This is a genomic window from Flavobacteriales bacterium (genome assembly GCA_016715895.1).
GTDB lineage: Bacteria > Bacteroidota > Bacteroidia > Flavobacteriales_F > PHOS-HE28 > PHOS-HE28.
In genome coordinates this window covers 579,581-600,667 of the sequence record JADJXH010000004.1, presented here as the reverse complement: position 1 = coordinate 600,667, position 21,087 = coordinate 579,581, and the positions used below count along the sequence as shown (strand labels likewise).

Genomic DNA, 21,087 nt, shown 5'->3' with positions numbered 1-21,087 from the left:
TTGATCGGTGTTGATCGCCTGTGGATCGAAGCGTGGGCCGAAGAGCAGGCGTAGCTCGGCGGCTATCTCCCTCCAAGCGAAGATGGGCTTGGCGGCCATTTTCTCCACGATGCGCTGCTGGGCCAGATAGAGCAGCTTGAGCAGGGCCATGTCGTTGTCGAAGACGCGCTTGGTCTTGGTGTACTTGCGCAGCTGAGCGTGGAAGCCCTCGATGGGATTGGTGGTGTAGATGAGCCGCCGGATGCGCTCGCTGTAGCGGTACTGGCTGGCCAGCAGCGGCCAGTTGGTGTGCCAGGAGCTCACCGCCTGCGGGTAGCGTTCCCCCATTTGTCGCTGAAGACCTCCAGGGCATGCAGCGCTTGCTGCTCACCAGGGGCCCGGTAGATGGCCCGCATGTCCTTGACCACCTCCTTGTAGTGCTTGTAGCTGATGTACTTCAGGGTATTGCGCACCTGGTGCACGATGCAGAGCTGGATATCGCTCTGTGGGTACACCAAGGAGATCGCGTCGGAGAAGCCGCTCAGGTTGTCGATGCATGCGATCAGCATGTCCTCCACGCCGCGTTGGCGCAGGTCGCCCAGCACGCCCAGCCAGAACTTGGCCCCTTCGCTCTGCCCCACGTACAGGCCCAGCAGGTCCTTGTGGCCATCGGGGCCAACGCCCAAGGCGGTGTATACGGCCTTGTTCACCACGCGCCCTTCCTGCTTCACCTTGAAGTGGATGGCATCGAGCCACACGATCGCGTAGCGCGCCTCCAAGGGCCGCTGCCGCCAGGTCTGTACATCGGCGATCACCTGGTCGGTCACCGCGCTGATCGTGGCCTCGCTCACCTCGATGCCGTACAGGTCCCGCACATGGTCGCTTATGTCGCGCTGGCTCATCCCAAGCCCGTAGAGCTTGATGATCTTCATGTCCAGCTCGGCGTTCAGCACGCGCTCGCGCTTGGGCAGCAGCACCGGGTCAAAGGTTCCCTCACGGTCGCGCGGCGTGGCGATCTCCACCTCTCCGTGGGCGGTCTTCACCCGCTTGCGCCCATGTCCGTTGCGCCGGTTACCTCCAGGCGGCTCCTCGGCCAGGTGAGCGCTCAGCTCGCCCCGTAGCGAGGCCTCCATCAGTCGCTTCACCAGCGGGGTCAGCACCCCATCGCTGCCGCTCAAGGGCTTGCCCAGTAGCAATTGCTTCATGGCCTCCTTCTCGAAGGCTTCGTAATCGAACTTGTCCGTCTTGTCCTCCATGGGTCAGGTGTTGAAGTTCGCAATCCGGCCTGACACACTTTACTGAACAGTCTCCACCCCGGTTGGATGCTCATCGTTCGCCATTCGATCTCCCCTGTTCACCATTGACTGTTCGCCACTCACCTTTTCGCTATTCACCATCCACCATTCGCCATTCACCATTCACCATTCACCTGTTCACCATTCACTTCTCCGCATTCGCCTTCTTCTCCGCCTGTCCGCCCAAGGGCCGCACCGCCGCCCCGTCGCGCAGGGCCAGCAGGCCGGTGACGATCACCGAGTCGCCCGGCTGCACACCGCTGGTGAGCTGCACGCGCTCGGCGGTGCGCAGGCCCAGCTGCACGCGGGCGCTCACGGCGGTGCCGCCCTTCATCAGCAGCACCTTCTGGCCCTGGATATCGGGGATCAGCGCCTCGGCGGGGATCACCAGCGCGTCGGGGATGCGCTGCAGCCGCACCTGCACCCTGGCGAAGGCGCCGGGGATCAGGCGGCCGTGGGCGTTGCCCGTGCGCGCGCGCACCTTCACCGTGCGGGTGGCGGCGTCCACGCTGGGGTCCACCGCGTACACGGCGCCGGTGTAGGTGGCCGTATCGCCCTCCAGGGTGAAGGTGATGGCGGAGCCGGGCGCCAGGCTGCGCCCGTAGCGCTCGGGCACGGCGAACTCCACCTTCATGGGGTCGGTCTGGTGCAGCCGCGCGATGGGCGTGCCGGCCGCCACGAAGCCGCCCTCGCTCACGCTGCGCAGCCCCACGCGGCCGCCGAAGGGCGCGCGGATCACGCTTTTGGCGATGCGCGCGCGCAGGTCGTCCACATCGGCCTGCAGCCCGGCCACGGTGGTGCGCGCCGCATCGAGCTGCTCCTGGCTCAGGCCGTTCACCGCCAGCAGCTGCGCCTTGCGCGCCTCGTCCTCCACCGCCAGCCGCAGGCCGGCCTCGGCCTTGCGCAGCTGCGCCTGCAGCTCGTCGTCGTTGATGCGCAAGAGCACCTGCCCGGCGTCCACACGCCCGCCCTCCTCGAAGCCGATGTGGGTGATGCGGCCGGCCAGCTCGCTCACCAGCTGCACCTCCTCGTTGGCCAGCAGGGTGCCCGTGGCCACCAGGGCGTCGTCCAGCGGCTCGCCCCGCAGCACGTGCACACCCACGGCCATGGGGGGCATGGCGCCGCCGCCCCCGGCGGCCTCCTCGTTGGGCCCGCAGGCGGGTAGCAGCAGCACCGCGGCAAGCAGCATCGGGTCCGGTCGCATCAGGCGTGTAGGCGTTTGTGGGTCACGGGCACGGGCGGGCCCTCGGGCCGCAGGTTGTCCACCACGGCCATCAGCTGCCGCAGAAAGGCGGCGCGGGCGGCCTGGGGCAGGCCCTGCAGCGCCTCCTCGTTCAGCTCCGCATAGGCGGCGCGCACGGCCTTCACGGCGGGCTTCGCCTTGGGCGTCAGCTTCACCAGGTACTTGCGGCGGTCGCCCGCGCAGGCGCAGCGCTCCACCAGGCCCTTCTCCCCCAGGTGGTCCAGCGCGCGGGTCATGCTCACCTTGTCCAGCAGCAGGCGGTCGGCCAGCTCCTGCTGGCTCAGGCGGCCCGCCCCCTCCTCGATCACCAGCAGCACGTAGAACCAGCTGCTGATGTCCAGGTGCGCCAGCTTCTCCTGCAGCCGCGCGAAGTACTGGTGGGCCAGCACCGAGCTCCAATAACCGATGGACGAGGTGGGCATGGTTGCGTTGGAAACGGTTGCAAATGAAACGAACCAATGGGCGATCGGTTCGGCGGGTGTGTTAAGGAATGGTAATGGCGGGGGGCGCACGACACCACCGGGGTGCGGGACGGGCGCTTCCGCTACCGGGAACGTGACGCCCATACAGCGTGCCGTTCCCACCTCACACCTGGCCCTTGCTCACGCACGGACGTCCCCCACGGTCCAAGAGGAGGTCCCCAACACCGAACCGAACCTCCAGTACACCACGGGGTGCGAACTGGGGGTGCTTACAACTGGGCCACCAGCTCGGCTTCGAGGAGGGCTTCGGGTCGGGTGGTCATAAGCCGGCCATCAGTTCGGCTTCCTTGCCTTCGGGATAGAGGCTTGGCAGGATGTAGGGCGAGAGGTGCAGCGGATAGCGGGGCTCGAACACCACGGTGATGCCTTCCTTGCGAGCGGTCATCAGCTCCAGTGCGATCAATTCATCCGTGGTCTTCTTCAGCGTCTTCTCCGACGTGCCAGTGATGCGTTCGGCATCGGGCCGGGTGAGCCTGCCGCGCAGGAAAAGTTCCTTCAAGATGTAGGTGGCCTCCGGCTTCATGCGCCCATCGGCCGCCATGCGGTGCACGTAGGCATCCAGCCGTCGTTCCAGGGTGCCGAGCGCGAGCGAACCGTGCATGAAGGTCACCTGGTCGATCGCCGTTCGCAGGAAGTACCGGCAGAAGTCCACCAGACCCGCCATGCTCAGGTTGCCGCGCCCATCGCGTTCACCCCGGCGGGGACCATCGGCGTTGGCGAGGTGTTCGTAGTACGTGTCGTGGCTGCGGGCCAGGCCACGCGCAATGGACCAGATGCCGCCTGCATCCAGGTCCTCGGCCATGAAGCACGCATCGGAATACAGGCGCACCACCCGGCCGTTGCCATCGAGGAAGGGGTGTATCCATGCCAAACGATGGTGTGCGGCGGCGATGGCGATCACGCGTTCGGTGCGCGATGTGTTCAACTTGCCCCGGTGGTCATACACTTCAGCAAAGCGCTCCATGAACAGGGGTATGCGCGCGCTGGCCGGTGCCACATGCCGCGCCACTTCCACTTCTTCCGTGCGGAATTCACCGGGTACCACCTGGCGGGTGCCGCCTTCCTTGGTGGTCACCGTCAGGAAGCTATCGGGCAGGTGACCATAGAAGGCCTTGTGCAGCCCTTTGATGAAAGCCGTGCTCGATGGGTCAAGATGATCCCCCGACAGTTCGCCCCTTCGCAGCGCAGCACTTACGTTGATGTGCGCCACCGCCTCTTGTTGCAGGTCGCGCTTCTTCTTGTCCTGCGAGTAGTCGTTGCGCAGTGCACGGTCGATGTCGATGGGGTGCGTGTCGTGCCCTTCGATGCGGTTGCTGTAGTAGCTGTTCATGGGCCGCACCAGCTCCGCGATCGCAGCGCGGGTGCGCGGATGCAGCGCACTCGAGAGCTTGGCCGACTCCACGATCAAGGTGGTGGCCAGTTCCTCCAACTCCCCGCTGGGGTCCTCCGGATGGAGCGGCTCCATGGCGGCCGGGTCGGTGTAGAATGCTGGGGACAGGGCCACGGTTCCGCAGGTGTTCGTTCCGGTCGTTGTTCCTGCGGCTAAGTTACTGAAGGATAACAAGATACAATGCCATTGCGATGAATTGTTCCGGTGGTCGTTCCGGCCTTTTGCGCGCTTCCGGGTCAAGCCCGGAATGACAGCTCACACGACCATCGGCGAACAACCCCTGGCGGCCTGCATCGAACAACCATCTGCTGGTGCAGGCCGTGTTTCCATTGCTGCGCCGCCTCCATGCCCCTCACCTCCCCCCATTCCGCGCCCCCTTCTTCACCCCCTGCCGGTCCACCGGCCCGCCCTCCAGCAGCTCCTTGATCGCCGCGTTCCAGGCGGCGGCATCGGTGCTGCTAGCCTAGGTTCGCCGGGTAGCATGGCGCAGTGCTCCCGCGCCCTGTGTTCGCGTGGGGTCACGTGTACCCGAGTTGATCCGTCCATCGGTTCTCCCGGTGCCTGTGCCGCCGCCAACGCCGGTCGTTCACGGCAGGGCCAGGTCTAAACTGACCGATGGTCCAACGCGAGCACCGGTTCAGGAAAAACAGACCGGCCTGCTCTCGCTCGGGCCGGCCCGCGCTGAATATGTGCGCCATTACGGGCTTCATCGGATGATCCTCACACCCGCAACATCCACTGATCGAGGACGAAGTACACATAGCCCCCGCCCTTCTTGACGCGGCGGAAGTAGAGCGTGGGCGTGTGGCAGTGCTTGGGTATGAACGTCATGATGGTCCGAGGGTTCCGCCAGATGCCGGCGTTGGCGACCTGTATAGGCGTGAACCCATTTGTGTTCCATCCCATCCTGTCCACGTATAGGCGGATGGCGTTGAAGATGTTGGAGCGCGAGGTGAGGCGGTAGGGCATCACAGCAAAAATACCCGCCCTCCGCTGAGGTACCTTTGGAGATGATGATCGCCAGTCTCACCGACCCGAATGCCATAAGGGAGATCCTTACCGCCGATGGCGTGACCTACGAGACCGTCCGCGACATCCTGAACGCCTACTTCCCAAACCTCCCAATCTACCAGCGGCTGTTCAAGAACGAACCCCACGAGTTCAAGCAAGGGACAAGCTTGATCAACTGGATCTACCGTGCGAGGCTGGTCAAGCCCCATCAGTCCCGTTGGAGCAAGGTTTCCGATATTGATGCGATCCCCAAGGGTAAGCTCCACTTGATCCGCGAACACGGGCGCGTCAATAAGCGGCACCAATCCATCTTCTATGGATCCCTCAACCCTCACACGGCCTGCGTGGAGACGTACGCAAAGGGTGAGAACATGGAACTGATCCTCTCGGGGAAACCAGCGATGGCCGTTGTTGGTGCGTGGAAGGCTATTGCACCGATCGACTTCTGCCAGATCCCGCTACCCGTGGATTACACGCGGTCGTTCATGGTGAATGACATGATCAAGGCGCTCAACCTGCGCTTCCAGATGGACAAGATCGAGAAGCAGGCCGAGCATGTGCGTGGGATGATCAACGACGAAAAGGCCTACAACGACCTGACCTTCTTCTCCGAAGCGTTCGCGCGGCTGGAGATTGACAACCATCGCCAGTACATGATCTCGAACTACTACGCGGACCGCGTGCTCGGCCTGATCGCTGGCTACGAGCCGACGGCACCAGTGGAGGGGATCATGTATTACTCCGCCCCCTCGAGCTTTCAGGAACTGAACGTAGCAATGCAACCTGAGATGGCCGCGCGGAAGCTCCAGTTCTCCCATGCCTACACGATGATCATCTGGCACGACCCCATCAACGGGCAGAACACGTGGTTCCCATACGAGCAGGGCATCCGTGCCGTAGATGGGGTGATCCAATGGAGGAAGCCATCCCCGACCCTTCATCGCGGCACGGTACTCCCGCCGGCGGTGGGCCGACCAGAAGCGCGGGACGAAGGTGCCTGACCGATCACGGCTCCTTCCCCTCGCTATCGCACAGCACCAACCGAGTGCACATCGCGCGTACCGGCGCAGTAAACCAGGAAGGCGTAGCCGGTGATCACCAGTATCCCGGACACGAACCACAAGGCCCGAAGAGGAGCAAGTTCCACGACGTTTATACTCGGCTCCAGCCAGTTGCAGCACTACCAAGCGCTCGTCTGGGACTCGGGTGGACCCGAGCGCCAACACAGGAAGAACGTCCGTTCCGAGTATTGGTGCCCATGGGGCCTCCGGTCCGCCTGAGCAAGAACCCTGACTTGGCTCCTGGAGAGCTCACGGGCGAGAGCGCCCTATGGATGGCGCCACGCGGGACGCACACGCCCACCGCCGCTGGCTGTCACAAGCAGCAGAAGGAGCAGAAGGCAGTCGATCGACAACAGGAATATTCTCTTTGCATTATGAACCAAGTCGTTCTCTGTTCAGAGTGTTTCGGTGACCACGGCCTCAAGCTTGACGCGCAAGCGATCGGTCTAACTGACATGCGCGCCTGCCCCCAATGTGCCTCATTCAAAGGAAAGAAGCTGACTCAGGACCTCGGAATCGCCTTGGTACATCGCTTCTTTGTTAGAGGCTCAATACAGCGCACTCGGTACGGCGGGTATCCAGCAATTCAATTTAATGATAGGCATGAACCATCTGTCAAGGGACCTCTATGGCTTGATGCGGACATCCGACTACTGGAAAGGACACTTGGGATCGGCCTGTTCCACTATGGCCCGCGCTACTGGATGTTCGGTGAGATAGAGCCTCTCAAAGCGCTTCAACGGTTGCGAGAGAGAGCGCGAATCGTTCAACGAGTTGTCAAGGAATACCCAAGGGTTGACCTAACCACATCGGAAATGGTGTTCCGAGTTCGAAAGAATGTTCCAACGCCGGATGATCCGGCTGAGTACGACAGCGCGCCAAGAGAGTATAATGGTACGGGTCGACTTGATTCTAAAGGACATCCGGTGCTGTATGCGTCCAAGGATATGGAGCTATGCCTACATGAATGTCGAGTGGCAGCTGAGGATGAGTTATTCGTTGCGTCTCTCCAACCGTCGCGGACATTACACCTTCTGGATCTAACGACACTCCTGATAGAGGAGAATGTATCAGAATTTGAAAGTCTCGACCTCGCGATCCATATGCTCTTCCTCGCCGGTGAACATTCCTATCCCGTTACCCGATGGATCGCCAGGGCTGCCAAAGGCGCTGGCTTTGATGGCTTAGCATTCCCATCGTATTTCAGCATATTGCGCACTGGAGCCATTCCGTTTGAAACCGTGTACGGAATCTCCCATCGACTTATACCACAGATGCATGAGAATGAACGCGCTAAAATAGTCCCCAACATCGCCCTTTTCGGTAAGCCAGTCGCGCAGGGTTTGGTTGAAGTGAAGTCCATCAATCGAGTAGTTCTGAGGACTGTCCGCTACGGGGCTCAGTTGGGGCCGGTAGGCCTCAAGCCAAAATAGGAGAGGCATCTGCCTGGCTCAACCGGACTACCGAAGCTAGGCCATGCCTCCAAGCTAGCTCGCCAATGGTAGGGGCTAGATCGCCCCGACTACCACCATCCATAGGCCTGGAGGCCAATAGGCAATGGGCACCTTGCAACGCTACCTCACCGGCCTGCTCAACTTCTTCCTCCCATCCGAAGATCTGGAGACCCTCAGCCTTGGTAGCAATTGGCCTTGTGCGTAGGGCTGATGGTAGGGATGGCGGGCTAGGTGGGGATATGGTACTAGCACGATGCCGCGTAGTGCGATCCACGGCTATGGAACGGATCGCATTTCCGCGGCAGCGGGGTGCTACACGCCGACAAGTTTTGACAAGCAGTACCCCTATTTTCACCCCGTCATGGCCGAACCGAATCTGCAACCCGACGAACAAGCCCTCCTCGCACTCCTCCCCACCGACGGCTCCACCATCGGCAACGGCAAGGCCCGCCAGACCCTTGGCTGGGACGATGCCCGATACGAGCAGGCCAAGACCGGGCTCATTGCCAAAGGGGTGGCCGTGGCCGGCCGCGGACGGGGCGGAAGTTTGGCCCGTACCGCCGGAAGCAACGGCGAAAGCACGGCCGCCGAACCCGAGGCCGATTTCGCCCTCAGCGCCCCCGAGCCGGAACCTGCGAAAGCAAAGACCAAGAGCGCCCGCGCCAAGTCCAGCAGCGGCACCAGCAAGTACCAGCACCCCGAGAGCAGCAACCTGGTGCGGCCTGAGATCGGCGTGCAGGCCCACTTCAAGAAGCGCAAGGAGGCCGCCACCTACCGCTACGACAGCAGCCTGGCCCCCACCCTGCAGTGGGACGAGAACCCCGCCCGCCCACTGGCCGAATGGCTCATGGCCCGCATTGATGAGGCCGCCGCCTTGGAGCCGCCCCACCAGTTCCCCCATCCCCAGCAATACCGGGGCGCCGATGGCAGCGTGCTGGCCGAGGTGCGCGGCCTGCGCGATGCCGTGGACCAGCTGCGCCGCATGCAGCAGCCCTTTCTGGAGTGGACCGGCAAGGCCGAGAAGCCCCGCCTCAGCGTGCCCACCGTGCCCCTCTTCGTACACGAGCGCCTCAGCACCGAGGCCATCATCAAAACGCTGAAAGGCCACCGCAAGGACCAGCAGACCGACCTCTTCGACCAGCTCTTCGGCGTGGAGGAACGCAGCCTGGCCGACCAGGCCGTGCATGCCTACGAGCATGCCGAGAACTGGACCAACCGCATGATCCTGGGCGACAGCCTGGTGGTGATGAACAGCCTGCTCCAGTACGAGCACCTCGCCGGCCAGGTGCAGATGATCTACATGGACCCGCCCTACGGGGTGAAGTTCGGCAGCAACTTCCAGCCCTTTGTGCGCAAGCGCGATGTGAAGCACAACGAGGACGAGAGCCTGACGCGCGAACCCGAAATGGTGCAGGCCTACCGCGATACCTGGGAACTGGGCCTGCACAGCTACCTCACTTACCTGCGCGACCGCCTCAAGGTGGCCCGCGACCTGCTCAGCCCCACCGGTTCCATCTTCGTGCAGATCAGTGATGAAAACCTGCACCATGTGAGGGAAGTGATGGATGAGGTGTTTGGTATGGATAATGGCGTCGTCACCATAGTGTTCAAGAAGAAGAGTGCCACAACTCCGACAGATCCCGTTAACGATTACATCCTCTGGTATGCACGTGATCGCAGTAGGGTTAAGAGTCGACCTCTCTTTCTGAAGCGCCGGAACCCTGATAGCGATCCCAAATTCAACACGCTGATTTCGCCGGAATGGGATATGCGCAGAATCGCTCAACTCAATGAAGGCGAGGCTGAGAATATGCTGGCCAATGGATGGAGATGGGCGCGGGTTAACTACCCTTTGGTAAGTCAGGATGAGAATGAAAGAAGTCGGGACTATGAGTTCAACGGAAAGAAATTCTCTTGCGGCAAGAACCGTCACTGGACATTTGATCCTGACCCAGAAGTTGGTATGGGGAGACTCGCCAAAGCGAACAGGTTATTCGATGGCGGAGGTCAGTCGTTGGGCGGATTAGTATTTTGGGATGATTGGCCATTTGTGTCCCTCTCGAATGTATGGGACGACATTCACGGGGACCCCGATCCCATCTATGTGGTTCAAACAAGTTACAAGGTCATCAGCCGTTGTGTTCAGCTAGCCACTGACCCTGGCGACCTCGTCCTCGACCCCACCTGCGGAAGTGGCTCAACTGCCTTTGTGGCCGAGCAATGGGGAAGGCGCTGGATCACCATCGATACCAGCCGGGTGCCCCTGGCCTTGGCGCGGCAACGCTTGCTCACGGCCACCTTCGATTTCTACGAGCTGATGGATGCCCAGCGCGGGCCGGCCGGGGGCTTCGTGTACAAGCGCAAGCAGAACAAAAAGGGCGAAGAGGTGGGCGGAATCGTGCCGCACATCACGTTGAAGAGCATCGCCAACAACGAGCCGCCGAAGGAGGAAGTGCTGGTTGACCGCCCCGAGAAGGTCAGCGGCCTCACGCGCGTAACGGGTCCCTTCACGGTGGAGGCCACCATCCCCACAGCCGAGGCCTTGGATGAGGATCCGGAGACACCGGGCATCCAGAGCGCGCAGCACCAGACCTATGTACAGCGCATGATCGAGGTGCTGCGCCGCGCACCGGTGCTGAGCCTGCCGGGCAACAAGAAGGTATCGCTGAAGAACGTGCGCGAGCCGGCCAAGACCATGGCGCTGAGCGCCGAGGCCATCATCCCCAACGGGGAGGACAAGCCCGTGGCCATCCTCTTCGGCCCCGAGAACGGTCCGCTCAGCGAGCGGTTGGTGCGCGAGGCTTGGCGCGAGGCCGAGCTGAAGAACTACAGCCAGCTATTCGTCATCGGCTTCGGCATCGACCCCAAGGCGCGTGAGTTCATCGAAAAGGCCGGTCAGGTGGGCATCCCCGCCACCTGGCACCAGGCCACCATGGACCTGCAGATGGGCGACCTGCTGAAGAACATGCGCAGCAGCCAGGTCTTCAGCCTCTGCGGCCTGCCCGATGCCGAGGTGCGCCCCGTGAAGCCCAAGAAGGGCGAGGTGCACGAGGAGCTGCTCTTCGAGGTGGAGCTTTCCGGCCTGGACACCTTCGATCCCGTGACCATGGAGAACGCCCACATCAACGGCAGCGAGGTGCCCTGCTGGCTGCTGGACACGGACTATAACGGGCTGGTGTTCCGCGTGCGGCAGGCCTTCTTCCCCAAGACCGGCGCGTGGGATAACCTGAAGCGGGCCCTGCGCGCCGACTTCGCCGATACCGTGTGGGACCACCTGGCCGGCACCCTCAGCGCGCCGTTCCCCGCCGGCGAGCACAAGCAGGTGGCCGTGAAGGTGATCGACCCCAGAGGGAATGAATTGTTGGTGGTGAAGGAACTTGAAGCGAAGCGATGAGCATGCACGGCCCTGATATCACCCTGCCCATCGACCTGGAGATCGCCATTCGCGACCAGAACCCGTGGTGGCGGGGGGAAGGCATTGCCGGCCTGCGCCCCGTGAAGCGCTGGGCGTTCAACAGCATCCAACGGCACCTGCGCAGTGGCGTGGTGCCCAGCGTGGTGTTGCGCGGTCCGCGCCAGATCGGCAAGAGCACCTTGCTCAACCAACTGATCGACGCCGAGCTAAAGAGCGGTGTGGAGCCCTCGCGGATCCTGCGCCTGCAGTTCGACGAATTGCCTGCACTGTCGCAGTTTGACATGCCGCTGATCGCCCTGGTGCATTGGTTCTCACGCACCATCGCAGGCACCACCATGAACCAGGCCGCCGTGGAGGAGAAGCCCTTCGTGCTCTTCCTCGACGAGCTACAGAACCTGGGCGACTGGGCGCCGCAGCTGAAGCACCTGCTCGACATCGGCAAGGTGCGGGCGGTGGTCACCGGCAGTTCAGCCCTCCGCATCGAAGCTGGCCGGGACAGCCTCGCGGGCCGGATACGGATGATCGAAATGGGGCCCTTGCTGCTGCGCGAGATCGGAACCCTGCGCGGCTTGGGCGAACTACAAGCTGCGCTTCCGGAGAACGGCTTCGGCCAGCTGAAGGAAAAGGCCTTTTGGCAGGACCTGCATTCGCTCGGGGAGCGGCAGAAAGCATTGCGCGACAAGGTCTTTACCACCTTCAGCGAACGGGGTGCCTACCCCTTCGCCCATCTGGATCCGGATGAGCCGTGGGACAGCGTGGCCGAGCACCTCACAGAGACCGTGGTTCGCAGGGCCATCCAGCACGACCTGCGCTTGGGGCCGAGAGGCCAGAAGCGCGATGAGCACCTCCTGGCGGAAGTGTTCCGCCTGGCTTGTGTGTATGTAGGGCAGGCGCCCAAGCAGAGCACCTACCTGCAGGAGATCCATGCCAGCATGAACAGCTCCATCGGCTGGATCCGGGTGCTCAACTATCTGAAATTCCTCGATGGCACCCTGCTGTTGCGGCTGGTGGAACCCTTGGACCTGCGCCTGAAGAAGCGTCGTGGGGGGAGCAAGCTTTGCCTTTGCGACCACGGACTGCGCGCTGCCTGGCTCAACGAATCCATCCCGCTCACTCCGGAAGGCCTTCGCGCCAGTCCGCACCTGCACGACCTTGCCGGACGCATCGCGGAGAGCGTGGCGGGCTATTTCTTCTCCAGCATGTACGGGCTTTCGGTCCGGCACTTCCCCGAACGCGGTGTCGAACCCGAAGTGGATTTCGTGCTCACCATCGGCGAGCAGCGTATCCCGGTGGAAGTGAAGTACCGGCATCGCATCGATCACGCCGACTCCAAGGGTCTTCGGGCCTTCATGGAGAAGAGCGTGTACAATGCGCCGTTCGGCGTGATGGTGACCCTGGAGGATGCCCCGGCATCGGATGATCCCCGAATCATATCCATCCCGTTGTCCACCCTCTTGTTGCTGCGTTGAACGATGACCAACTTCGAGGTAGCCAGCCCCATCCTGAACCGGCCTTACGACGAGCCGCAGGAGCATTGGTGGATCCTGGAGGGTCAGCCTGCGGAGCGACGGCCCGGGAGGCGCCCGGCCACTTACTGGTACCGCCCACCCGGCAAGAGCCAGCACGAGGGCGGTGTGCTCATCGAACTGAAGCGGGTGAACCTGATCCGCGAGCGCATGAAGGCCTGGCGCGAACAGGGCTGGCCGGGCGTTACGCGCACCACCTACGACCTGTTGAAACACTGGCGCCGCGAAGGCCGCAAGCAGAACCTCTTCTTCGCGCAGCTGGAAGCGGCCGAGACCGTCATCTTCCTGTTGGAGGCCCGCGCGGACTTCCGCCAAGGCATCGAGGTGCCGCGCGATGAGCCCGGCCCGGAGGAAGTGGCCAACGGCTACAGCGGCTTCACGCGCTATTGCTGCAAGATGGCTACTGGCAGCGGCAAGACCACGGTGATGGGCATGCTGGCCGCATGGAGCATCCTGAACAAGGTGAACGACCGGGGCGATGCACGCTTCAGTGATGTGGTGCTGGTGGTGTGTCCCAACGTCACCATCCGCGACCGGCTGCGCGAGCTGGATCCTGCGTTGGGCGAAAGCAGCCTGTATCGAACGCGCGACCTGGTGCCTGCCCACCTGATGCCCATTCTCAACCAGGGCAAGGTGATCTACACCAACTGGCACGTCTTCGAGCCCCGCACACCGGAAACGCATGGCGATGGCGGCCGCGTGGTGAAGGCCGGCGTGGAGGTGGAGACACGCGAAACAATCAAGATCGGCGAGAAGAACGACACCAAGCGCGGCACTCGCTGGCTTACCCGTGAGACCCTGTTCCAGCAGATCAGCAACGGGCTGCTCGAAGTGGTGGAAGGCGACCCCGAAACGGATGGCACCCTGCGCGTCCGTTCCACCAAATACGTGGAGAGCGACACCGCCTTGGTGAACCGCGTGCTGCGCGGCGTGGGTGGCAAGCAGAACATCCTGGTCTTCAATGACGAGGCCCACCACGCCTATCGCATCCGGCAGGAAGAGCCGCTGGACGGTTTGTTCGATGACGACGACGAGGAGGATGAGGAATGGGAGGAGAGCAAGAAAGAGGCGACTACCTGGGTTTCCGGCCTGGACCGCATCGCCAAGCAACGCGGCATCAATTTCTGTGTGGACCTGAGCGCCACGCCCTACTACCTGAACCGTGTGGGTCAGGATGCCAACCGCCCCTTCCCGTGGGTGGTCAGTGACTTCGGCCTCATTGATGCGATCGAGAGCGGCTTAGTGAAGATCCCACAGCTCGCCGTGCGCGACAGCACGGGTGCTGAAGTGCCCGGCTACTTCAACATCTGGGACTGGATCTTGACGCCCGGTCGCTTGTCAGCCACGGAACGTGGCGGCAAGCGGGCCAATCCCAAACCGGAGGCCATCCTGAAATGGGCCAACACGCCCATCGCCATGCTGGGCGGCCTATGGGAGCAGAAATGGCGGGAATGGCAGGCCGATCCACAGGAGCTGCGCCCGCCGGTCTTCATCTTGGTCTGCAAGAACACAAAGCTGGCCGATGTGGTGGGCGCCTGGCTGGGCGAAGGCGTGAACCCGGCAGGGATCCCCTCGTCGAAGCTGGATGCATTCCGCAACACCGCCGATGCGAAGTACACCATCGTGGTCCATAGCAAGGTGGTGCGCGATACGGACAGTGACAACAGCGACAGCGACGAGAAGCGCTGGATGCGCTTCACCCTTGACACGGTCGGCAAGGTGGATTGGCCGCGGGACGGACAGGGCAGGGCCATCTATCCGGAAGGCTTCGTGGAGCTCGCGAACAAGCTGGACCGTCCGTTGCATCCGCCCGGTCGCGATGTGCGCTGCATCGTCAGCGTGGGCATGCTCACCGAAGGCTGGGACTGCAACACGGTGACGCACATCGTGGGGCTGCGACCCTTCCAGTCGCAGTTGCTCTGCGAGCAAGTAGTGGGCCGTGGGCTGCGGCGCGCGAGCTATGCCGTGGACGAGAACGGATTCCTGAGCGAAGAGGTGGCCACCATCTTCGGTGTGCCTTTCCAAGTGGTGCCGTTCAAGGCCACAGGTGGTTCATCGGATAAGCCCCAGCCCAAGAAGAAGCATGTGCGGGCGCTCCCCGAACGGGCACACCTGAAGATCACGTTCCCGCGGGTGGAGGGCTACATCCAACAGATCCGCAACCGCATCGTGCTGGATAGGGACCGCGTGCCGCAACTGGTCCTGCGGCCAGGCGAGATCCCTCCCGAGGTGCAAGCCAAGGCACTGATCCCCTCGAACAGTGGAAGACCGAGCCTCTCCGGCCCAGGCGCGTTGAAGGACATCTCGTTGAACCCTTTCCGCGGCAACAAGCGCGTCCAGGAGCTGGCCTTCGATGTGGCCGCACAGATCACGAAGCTCTACGCCGGTCAAGGCCACACCGACCTACCTGCGCACAAACTCTTCCCACAGTTGGTGAAGGAGGTGCTGTGGTACATCGAGAACAAGGTGCGGATCGTCGCCCCTGCCAGTGTCCTGGACTTGTTCCTTTCTCCCTACTACGGCTGGATGGTGGAAGTGCTGCACCAACACCTCAACGGCGATGAACAGGCCGGTGATGCACCCGAACTCCCGCTGCTGAAGGATTCTCGCGGTCCCGGTTCCACCGCCGACGTGGACTATTGGACCGCCCGAGACGTGCGCGAGACCGTGAAAAGCCATGTGAACTACCTCGTGGCGGATACCAAGCGCTGGGAACAGAACGCGGGCTACTTCATCGATACGCATCAAGTCGTTCGGAGCTGGGTGAAGAATGCCGGCCTCGGATTCGGTATTCCTTACATCCACAACGGCGAGCAGCACGAGTATGTGCCCGACTTCATCATCCGGCTCGACATCGAAGAGGAGCGCTATCTGATCATCGAGACCAAGGGTCACGATGACCTGAAGGACATCAAGAAGGCCGCAGCTGAGCGGTGGTGCAATGCGGTGAACGCCAATGGCGGTTATGGCCATTGGACCTACCGCATGGCGATGAGCGTGCAGGCTGTGTTGCAGATCTTGAATGGCGTGTTCTCTGAGGATCGCAACTGATCCAGCAGTCCGAGATACATGTCCTCATTGGCCCAGGTCAGAAAGGACAAGGCGGCGCAGCCAAGAGGCCTGGGGCCTGAATACCTGAAAGCCCCTCCGCCTCCGGCGGCCGGTACAAGCTTCAAGGCTCAAGCTTCAAGCCTCAAGGATCAAGGCACAAGCATCAAGGGTCCGGTCACAAGGGTTCAAGTCTTCCAGGTGGCGCAGCCAAGAGGCGTTCAAACCAAGGCCTGCGGCCCCTGAACCCCTCCGCTCCGCGGCCTGTGCACGATCGCCGGTGGAAACCGGAAGGGCCCGGGCCTGTCAACGCCTTCCGACAGCGCCCATCTTTGAAATGCGGCCGCCGATCCCATTCCGGGGCCGTGGCGCATGGAACTGGGCAACACATTGGGCGGGCGCATCCGGCTGTTGCGCGAGTGCAAGGGCTGGAACCAAACGCAGCTTTGGCGGGCGCTGGACATGGAGCAGAGCCGCTTGAGCAAGCTGGAGAACGGGGTGAACAAGCCGTACTTCTGGGAGATGGAACGCATCGCGCTGTACCTGGAGGTGCCGCTGGGGCTGTTCGACACGCTGCGGCGGGTGCGGGAGGAGGAGCTGCGGCAGGCCGGCCTGCTGGGCTGAAGGCCGGGCGGGTGCGGCGGGCCGGCGGGTGCACGGGCCCGGGCCCTGGGCCACCGGGTGTGCCCCGGCGGGGCCGGGGCACGGGATGCCGGGGGCGGGGGCCTTCCGGGAGACTGTTCAGTAAAGTGTGTCAGGCCGGATTGCGAACTTCAACACCTGACCCATGGAGGACAAGACGGACAAGTTCGATTACGAAGCCTTCGAGAAGGAGGCCATGAAGCAATTGCTACTGGGCAAGCCCTTGAGCGGCAGCGATGGGGTGCTGACCCCGCTGGTGAAGCGACTGATGGAGGCCTCGCTACGGGGCGAGCTGAGCGCTCACCTGGCCGAGGAGCCGCCTGGAGGTAACCGGCGCAACGGACATGGGCGCAAGCGGGTGAAGACCGCCCACGGAGAGGTGGAGATCGCCACGCCGCGCGACCGTGAGGGAACCTTTGACCCGGTGCTGCTGCCCAAGCGCGAGCGCGTGCTGAACGCCGAGCTGGACATGAAGATCATCAAGCTCTACGGGCTTGGGATGAGCCAGCGCGACATAAGCGACCATGTGCGGGACCTGTACGGCATCGAGGTGAGCGAGGCCACGATCAGCGCGGTGACCGACCAGGTGATCGCCGATGTACAGACCTGGCGGCAGCGGCCCTTGGGAGGCGCGCTACGCGATCGTGTGGCTCGATGCCATCCACTTCAAGGTGAAGCAGGAAGGGCGCGTGGTGAACAAGGCCGTATACACCGCCTTGGGCGTTGGCCCCGATGGCCACAAGGACCTGCTGGGCCTGTACGTGGGGCAGAGCGAAGGGGCCAAGTTCTGGCTGGGCGTGCTGGGCGACCTGCGCCAACGCGGCGTGGAGGACATGCTGATCGCATGCATCGACAACCTGAGCGGCTTCTCCGACGCGATCTCCTTGGTGTACCCACAGAGCGATATCCAGCTCTGCATCGTGCACCAGGTGCGCAATACCCTGAAGTACATCAGCTACAAGCACTACAAGGAGGTGGTCAAGGACATGCGGGCCATCTACCGGGCCCCTGGTGAGCAGCAAGCGCTGCATGCCCTGGAGGTCTTCAGCGACAAATGGGGGGAACGCTACCCGCAGGCGGTGAGCTCCTGGCACACCAACTGGCCGCTGCTGGCCAGCCAGTACCGCTACAGCGAGCGCATCCGGCGGCTCATCTACACCACCAATCCCATCGAGGGCTTCCACGCTCAGCTGCGCAAGTACACCAAGACCAAGCGCGTCTTCGACAACGACATGGCCCTGCTCAAGCTGCTCTATCTGGCCCAGCAGCGCATCGTGGAGAAAATGGCCGCCAAGCCCATCTTCGCTTGGAGGAGATAGCCGCCGAGCTACGCCTGCTCTTCGGCCCACGCTTCGATCCACAGGCGATCAACACCGATCAACAGGTTCTGAGTCTCCCCCGGACCCCCTCGTTCAAAACCCAACAACATCAACATCATCAGCAATAACGATGATGACACACTTTATCTAACAGACCCTTCGCCAAGGGGCGTTCCACTCGCCACTCGCAGGCCGAAGGCCGAACTCGCCACTCCCCACTCGGTGTGCAGGTCCTGTGGGAGGCCACTCGCCACTCCCTCCTACCTTGGCACCACACATCCCGCCATGCAGTTCACCGCCGCACAGATCGCCCAGCTCCTTCACGGCACCGTGGAAGGCGACCCCAACGCCACCGTCAGCCGCCTCTCGAAGATCGAGGAGGGCGGACCGGGCTCACTGAGCTTCCTGGCCAACCCGGCCTATACGCAGTACGTGTACGGCACCACCGCCAGCGTGGTGATCATCGGGCAGGCCTTCGCGCTCACCGCTCCGGTGAAGACCACCCTGGTGCGCGTGGCCGATGCACAGGCGGCCTTCGCCAAGGTGCTGGCCATGTACAACACGATCAAGCTCGACAAGAAGGGCATTTCCCCGCAGGCCGTGATCGAGCCCGGGGCCACCCACGGTGACAACTGCTACATCGGCGCGCTGGCCTACATCGGCGCCAACGCCCGGCTCGGCCACAACGTGAAGATCTATCCGCAGGCCTACATCGGCGACAACGTCACCATCGGGGACAACACCACCGTCTTCGCCAACGTGACCATCTATTCCGACTGCGTGGTGGGGGCCAACTGCATCATCCACAGCGGCACGGTGATCGGCAGCGACGGCTTCCGCTTCGCCACCGGCCCCAACGCGGCGGAGAAGATCCCGCAGATCGGCAACGTGGTGATCGAGGACGATGTGGAGATCGGCGCCAACTGCGCCATCGACCGCGCCACGCTGGGCAGCACCATCCTTCGCAAGGGCGTCAAGTTCGACAACCTCATCCACATCGCGCACAACGTGGAGGTGGGCGAGAACACCTATTACGCGGCCGGCGGCGTGGTGGCCGGTTCCACCAAGATCGGGAAGAACTGCATGTTCAGCGGGCAGGTGGGCATCATCGGTCACCTGAAGATCGCCGATGGCACCATCATCGCGGCGCAGAGCGGCATCAGCAAGGACACCAAGGCGGGCGAGGCCTACATGGGTTCACCGGCGTGGGAGGCGAACAAGTACCGCAAGAGCTACATCCACTTCCGCAACCTGGAGAAGATCGTGGAGCGGTTGGAGAAACTGGAGAAGGCGGCGAAGGCTGCGGCCGGGTAGGGCGTTCAGTTCAACCGGTGGAACCAGCACTGCCGTCCCGTATAACCGCAGTGCGTGGCCGGTCAGGTCGAAGACTTGAAATGCCGGTGGAACAAGATCCGGCCAACGAGCCGGCTATCGCGGTCATCGCATCTTCACGAAGCGCTCGTTGCTCGTCCGCCCATTGCTCGATATCCGAACGGTGTAGAGCCCATCCGGCAAGTCCGCGAGCGGCACGGTGAGTACACCATTGGCCGCAGCCTCCTCCATACGCCGGACCACACGGCCGCTCAGGTCGACGATGATGAGGTCCACGGGTTGCGAAGTGTTCGCGGCCACTTGCAGCACGTCCATCGCCGGATTGGGCCATACGGTCATGCCCCCCGCCTCAACTTCCTGCACCATCGTGCTGGTCTCCACCCGGAAGGTCGCCGCATTGGTGATCACCGGTTCGTTGAAGTCGAAGTAGATATAAGCACGGTTCCACACGCTATCACCCGCCAGCAATGTGCTCATGGGCTTGATGCTGAACAGCACGAAGCCATGACTATCCGGTTCGCTGGCATTGCTGTCCGGCAGCATGATGCCGTCGAAGAGGAATTCCAGCACCCCGTATTGGAAGTTGATGTGGCAGGGATGGCTGCTACCGATGAACTCGAAGGTGGAGGCGTTCACCTGCTGGGGAAGCTCGTCGGTGATGCGCACGTTCTGCGCCGGTGCCGTACCGGTATTCTGGAACCGGATCATGTACTCCACCCGGGTTCCGTCGTCCACGTCCTGTGGTGTGAGCACTGAGGGCGTGACCTGCTTGTCGTTCGGATCGAATGAACCGGTCACGATCCCGTTCCACGTCCTCTGATCATTGCCAGGCACGTTGTCAGGAGGATTGGTAAGCACGGTGCTCACCTGGGTGAGCGGAGTGCCCAAGGGCGTTCCGATCGGCGTCTGATAATGGGCCTTTTCAAGATGGTACTCTCCAGGTTGTAGTATCGGCACGCCCCAGGTTACGGTGTTGGCGACAACACTAGGTGCGCCAGTGGCACCCAGGTACGTCAATTGGTTATCGTAAGTTAAAGTCATGGAACCATCCGTGGGGGTGGTCCCAAGGTTGCGGACGTACTGGTATGTTGTACTGGGGAAACCTGGGGATGGCTGTGATAGGCAGCCGTATATAGCCAGATCGGGCTCCAGGGAAGTGGCGTTCATAGCCAGCGCATGGCCGTTGCTGATCAGCCCCTGCCCGATCACACTGACCACAGGCGGCGCCAGGGCTTGCACATCAAAACTACCCGGGTATACCGTGAGCGCATAGCTGCCAGAAGGAACGATGATGTAGAAGTCCCCGGCCTGATCACTGACGGTGTACCGGTAACCCGGCCCGACTTGAATGGTGCGGTTCGGGAGGGGCTGATCCCCGGCACTGAATACGCCGTCCAGGTCCAGATCGAGGAAGACCTGGCCGCTGATCATGTTCGAGCCGCCGACGCATTCGCAATAACCGTTCAAGAACTCGCCAATGGTCAAGGGGTCTCCATCATTGCAAGGGGAACCCACAGGGTCTGTGCAATAGCCCTCACAAAAGCACCATTGCGGCCAATACTGGTCCCCGGTGGTATAGGGGTTCCCGTCGTCACATGGCCATGTATCGCAGTAGCCAAAACACCCGCAAGTCGTCATCCAATCATTCCCTGTGTAGGGGTTAAAATCGTCACACGCGGGGCCGACGGGATCGCAAACACCTTGGCAGCTGCACTGCGGGTACCAGATATCATCCGATGTGGTCGGGTCGTTGTCATCACAGGGCGTGCCTGGCAACGCAGTGCCCCCCAGTACACCCAAACAATCGACCTGAGCGTACACAGGAGGTGCTCCGGCCGAGAGTGCAATGACGAGCAGGGCGTAGGTGGTGATCTTCATGGTCATATGCTT

The 21,087-nt window shown here is 62.4% G+C and carries 12 protein-coding genes and 2 pseudogenes; 8 read left to right on the top strand and 6 right to left on the bottom strand.

What is annotated here, in order from left to right:
- Nucleotides 1-12 precede the first annotated feature (12 nt).
- From IPM49_11140 to IPM49_11120, 5 genes and pseudogenes are all read right to left on the bottom strand, one after another.
- Nucleotides 13-1,235, bottom strand: a pseudogene (locus IPM49_11140) (IS256 family transposase).
- A 184-nt stretch (nt 1,236-1,419) separates the two neighbouring features.
- Nucleotides 1,420-2,463 (bottom strand): efflux RND transporter periplasmic adaptor subunit, encoded by a 1,044-nt coding sequence (locus IPM49_11135; protein MBK9275077.1) that lies wholly within the window; start codon nt 2,461-2,463, stop codon nt 1,420-1,422.
- 14 nt (nt 2,464-2,477) lie between these two features.
- Nucleotides 2,478-2,939, bottom strand: coding sequence for a MarR family transcriptional regulator (locus IPM49_11130; GenBank protein MBK9275076.1), 462 nt, complete (start codon nt 2,937-2,939; stop codon nt 2,478-2,480).
- Nucleotides 2,940-3,258: 319 nt separating this feature from the next.
- Nucleotides 3,259-4,503: a Fic family protein gene (locus IPM49_11125; protein MBK9275075.1), complete on the bottom strand. Its 1,245-nt coding sequence runs from the start codon at nt 4,501-4,503 to the stop codon at nt 3,259-3,261.
- A 606-nt stretch (nt 4,504-5,109) separates the two neighbouring features.
- The gene (locus IPM49_11120; protein ID MBK9275074.1) at nt 5,110-5,358 is read right to left on the bottom strand and encodes a hypothetical protein; all 249 of its coding nucleotides are present in this window, start codon (nt 5,356-5,358) and stop codon (nt 5,110-5,112) included.
- A gap of 44 nt (nt 5,359-5,402) precedes the next feature.
- Between IPM49_11120 and IPM49_11115 the strand changes: the two genes are divergently transcribed.
- The 8 genes and pseudogenes from IPM49_11115 to lpxD all read left to right on the top strand — a co-directional run bounded on the left by IPM49_11115 (nt 5,403) and on the right by lpxD (nt 19,179).
- Nucleotides 5,403-6,401, top strand: a complete 999-nt coding sequence (locus IPM49_11115) for an RES domain-containing protein (protein ID MBK9275073.1) — start codon at nt 5,403-5,405, stop codon at nt 6,399-6,401.
- Between the two features lie 515 nt (nt 6,402-6,916).
- A complete protein-coding gene (locus tag IPM49_11110) occupies nt 6,917-7,894 on the top strand; it encodes an RES family NAD+ phosphorylase (protein MBK9275072.1) in 978 nt (325 codons plus the stop codon).
- 382 nt (nt 7,895-8,276) lie between these two features.
- Nucleotides 8,277-11,309 carry a site-specific DNA-methyltransferase gene (locus IPM49_11105; protein MBK9275071.1) on the top strand — a complete coding sequence of 1,011 codons (3,033 nt, stop codon included), beginning with the start codon at nt 8,277-8,279 and terminating at the stop codon, nt 11,307-11,309.
- Nucleotides 11,306-12,799 carry an ATP-binding protein gene (locus IPM49_11100; protein ID MBK9275070.1) on the top strand — a complete coding sequence of 498 codons (1,494 nt, stop codon included), beginning with the start codon at nt 11,306-11,308 and terminating at the stop codon, nt 12,797-12,799. Before IPM49_11105 ends, IPM49_11100 begins: the two co-directional genes overlap by 4 nt.
- 3 nt (nt 12,800-12,802) lie before the next feature.
- Nucleotides 12,803-15,907: a DEAD/DEAH box helicase family protein gene (locus tag IPM49_11095; GenBank protein MBK9275069.1), complete on the top strand. Its 3,105-nt coding sequence runs from the start codon at nt 12,803-12,805 to the stop codon at nt 15,905-15,907.
- A 369-nt stretch (nt 15,908-16,276) separates the two neighbouring features.
- Complete coding sequence (locus IPM49_11090; GenBank protein MBK9275068.1) at nt 16,277-16,528, top strand: helix-turn-helix transcriptional regulator; 252 nt, start codon at nt 16,277-16,279, stop codon at nt 16,526-16,528.
- 163 nt (nt 16,529-16,691) lie between these two features.
- A pseudogene (locus IPM49_11085) lies at nt 16,692-17,915 on the top strand (IS256 family transposase).
- Between the two features lie 235 nt (nt 17,916-18,150).
- On the top strand, nt 18,151-19,179 hold the full coding sequence (lpxD, locus tag IPM49_11080) for a UDP-3-O-(3-hydroxymyristoyl)glucosamine N-acyltransferase (protein MBK9275067.1): 1,029 nt from the start codon (nt 18,151-18,153) through the stop codon (nt 19,177-19,179).
- A gap of 123 nt (nt 19,180-19,302) precedes the next feature.
- Here the strand turns inward: lpxD and IPM49_11075 are convergent, their stop codons facing one another.
- On the bottom strand, nt 19,303-21,075 hold the full coding sequence (locus IPM49_11075) for a T9SS type A sorting domain-containing protein (GenBank protein MBK9275066.1): 1,773 nt from the start codon (nt 21,073-21,075) through the stop codon (nt 19,303-19,305).
- Between the last annotated feature and the right edge of the window lie 12 nt (nt 21,076-21,087).

Bases quoted from the DNA above. Each gene is read 5' to 3' on its own strand.
- IPM49_11100 (MBK9275070.1), top strand. From the start codon at position 11,306: ATGAGCATGCACGGCCCTGATATCACCCTGCCCATCGACCTGGAGATC.
- IPM49_11090 (MBK9275068.1), top strand. From the start codon at position 16,277: ATGGAACTGGGCAACACATTGGGCGGGCGCATCCGGCTGTTGCGCGAG.
- IPM49_11120 (MBK9275074.1), bottom strand. From the start codon at position 5,358: ATGCCCTACCGCCTCACCTCGCGCTCCAACATCTTCAACGCCATCCGC.
- IPM49_11110 (MBK9275072.1), top strand. From the start codon at position 6,917: ATGCGCGCCTGCCCCCAATGTGCCTCATTCAAAGGAAAGAAGCTGACT.
- IPM49_11075 (MBK9275066.1), bottom strand. From the start codon at position 21,075: ATGAAGATCACCACCTACGCCCTGCTCGTCATTGCACTCTCGGCCGGA.
- IPM49_11115 (MBK9275073.1), top strand. From the start codon at position 5,403: ATGATCGCCAGTCTCACCGACCCGAATGCCATAAGGGAGATCCTTACC.
- IPM49_11095 (MBK9275069.1), top strand. From the start codon at position 12,803: ATGACCAACTTCGAGGTAGCCAGCCCCATCCTGAACCGGCCTTACGAC.
- IPM49_11130 (MBK9275076.1), bottom strand. From the start codon at position 2,939: ATGCCCACCTCGTCCATCGGTTATTGGAGCTCGGTGCTGGCCCACCAG.
- IPM49_11135 (MBK9275077.1), bottom strand. From the start codon at position 2,463: ATGCTGCTTGCCGCGGTGCTGCTGCTACCCGCCTGCGGGCCCAACGAG.
- IPM49_11105 (MBK9275071.1), top strand. From the start codon at position 8,277: ATGGCCGAACCGAATCTGCAACCCGACGAACAAGCCCTCCTCGCACTC.
- lpxD (MBK9275067.1), top strand. From the start codon at position 18,151: ATGCAGTTCACCGCCGCACAGATCGCCCAGCTCCTTCACGGCACCGTG.